Raw genomic sequence first — 1,420 nt, 5'->3', positions numbered from 1 at the left:
TAACCAAGAAGGTTTTATCCAAAGGTTCTTCTCTGAGTCTGGAGGTAATTGGGATGCAAATGAGTCTGTATACCTCAGTGGAGATTGGTCTGGTCAGAATCTGACAGTTGGTTTTATCTACGCATTTGAATACACATTCTCTCAGTTCCTTATTAAGAAACAAGCAGAAGATGGTTCTACTACTTCTGAAGATGTTGGTAGATTACAGTTGCGTAGGGCTTGGGTGAACTATCAAGACTCTGGTGCATTCGAAGTAGATGTGATTGTGGGTAATCGTAACCCATATCAATACAAGATGCCAGGAGCTGTTGTGAATGCTCAAGATGCTATTCTGGGTCAATTGACATTACCTACTGGACAATTTAGATTCCCTTGTCAAGGTAGTGCAACTCAAACAGAAGTTACTATTTTCTCTGATACCCCTAATCCATTATCCATTATTGGTTGTGGTTGGGAAGGTGTTCACGTTCGTAGGTCTTCTGGGATTTAAATATTGGCGGGTTAATTCCCGCCTTTCCCTTTGGAGGAAATATGATTATTAGGAAAGCTACAACTGAAGATGTAGAACAATTCTCTATCCATATTTGTGATGAAGATGTAGAAGAGTTTAATGCTCGTGAACCTAACAGAGATTTACGTGAAACTTTGCTTTCGCATTTAGACGATAACTCAGTAGTATGTGTTGATGAAGAAGGTTTTGTGTATGCTTATGGTGGACATTTAGAAGGTGAACATCAAGATGGAGCTTGTTGGTTCTTAACCTCTCGACATTTAACTGATGCTTCTTTAATGATTAAGCTAAAAGTAACACGATTAATAAAACAACACGCTGAGAAGCTACTGCAAACTTACCCATTTCTATGGAACTATGTATGGTCTGGTAATACTTTCCACAAACGTTTCCTTGAAGTAATAGGTGCAGTGTTTCATTATGAACAACCTTATCATTCCGAATGGACTGGTGAGCGTTTTGACCTATTCATTATCGGAGGTGGCAAGTAATGTGCGAGCCTACAACTATTACGATGGGTGTTATGGCTGGAGCATCCTTAGCTGGTGCAGCAATGAGTGCAAAAGATAAAGCTAAGCAAGCTGGTTTAGCAGAATCACAGCAAAGGTTGCAACAGGCTGAGATGATTAAGCAGACAAACATCCAGAACCAAGACCTCACTCTACAAGATAAACAGAATCTACAGGATATGTTTGCTCAGAAGAGTGACAACAACCTACAATCAATCCAATCACAAGGTTTAGTGAGAGCTGCCATTGGTGAATCTGGATTGAAAGGACACAGTATGGAACGTATTCAACGTGATGTTGAAGGACAACGTATCCGTGCTAACGCTGGTTTACAAGAGAATTACCAACGTGATTACTCTAAACTCTATATCCAGCGTCTATCAAACAAAGAGAATACCAA

The 1,420-nt window shown here is 39.9% G+C and carries 3 protein-coding genes; all 3 read left to right on the top strand.

Translation table 11 applies throughout. The features are described 5' to 3' along the window. On the top strand, positions 1 to 490 hold a 490-nt coding region (locus N1032_RS23200; protein ID WP_259542708.1), incomplete at its 5' end, for a phage nozzle protein. A 41-nt stretch (positions 491 to 531) separates the two neighbouring features. Beyond that, positions 532 to 1,002, top strand: coding sequence for a phage protein Gp13 family protein (locus N1032_RS23195; protein ID WP_259542707.1), 471 nt, complete (start codon positions 532 to 534; stop codon positions 1,000 to 1,002). Positions 1,003 to 1,034: 32 nt separating this feature from the next. Continuing rightward, on the top strand, positions 1,035 to 1,420 hold a 386-nt coding region (locus N1032_RS23190), incomplete at its 3' end, for a virion core protein, T7 gp14 family (protein ID WP_259542706.1).

It is taken from the genome of Herbiconiux daphne (genome assembly GCF_024979295.1).
In the GTDB taxonomy this organism is placed as follows: Bacteria; Actinomycetota; Actinomycetes; order Actinomycetales; family Microbacteriaceae; genus Herbiconiux; species Herbiconiux daphnes.
Note: the sequence above shows the minus strand (reverse complement) of the source record. Positions and strands in the feature narration are given on the sequence as shown.